Origin of the sequence: Pseudomonas sp. HY2-MNA-CIBAN-0224, assembly GCF_040310285.1 — a bacterium.
GTDB classification, from domain to species: domain Bacteria; phylum Pseudomonadota; class Gammaproteobacteria; order Pseudomonadales; family Pseudomonadaceae; genus Aquipseudomonas; species Aquipseudomonas helleri.
This window is the reverse complement of record NZ_JBEOPQ010000273.1, coordinates 1-345: the sequence shown is the minus strand read 5'-3', so window position 1 is coordinate 345 and position 345 is coordinate 1. Positions and strand designations below refer to the sequence as shown.

Below are 345 nucleotides of genomic sequence, written 5' to 3'. Positions count from 1 at the left end.
GACGTAGATCCGCGTCAATCTCTAAGTTACCTGCACTGTTTTTTTGTTGATAATGTAGCGACAATCGACCGTTGAGTTTTTGCGGAGCGTAGGCTTTAAAATCAGCATAGTCGTCAGGAATCGCGCGGCGAATGTCAAAATTGCTACCAGTCGCGCGCACCTTTGCATCGAAGCTATTTTTCCAGTCTAAAATACCTTGTAATATTAGGTTTCCAGCTGGAACCTGAGCATCCAAACGATCAATGCGCAGTTGACTATTGGCAATCACTGCCCGCCCTTGATAATGCCCTGAAGGAATATCTTTGGCAGTCAGCTCAGTATTGATACGCAAACGTATCTCAGAGA

At 45.2% G+C, this 345-nt stretch carries 1 protein-coding gene; it reads right to left on the bottom strand.

Annotated elements, in window-relative coordinates; translation table 11 throughout:
• Positions 1–331, bottom strand: a 331-nt coding sequence (locus AAEZ03_RS26360) for a hypothetical protein (protein ID WP_350582709.1), incomplete at its 3' end; no start/stop codon positions are given.
• Between the last annotated feature and the right edge of the window lie 14 nt (positions 332–345).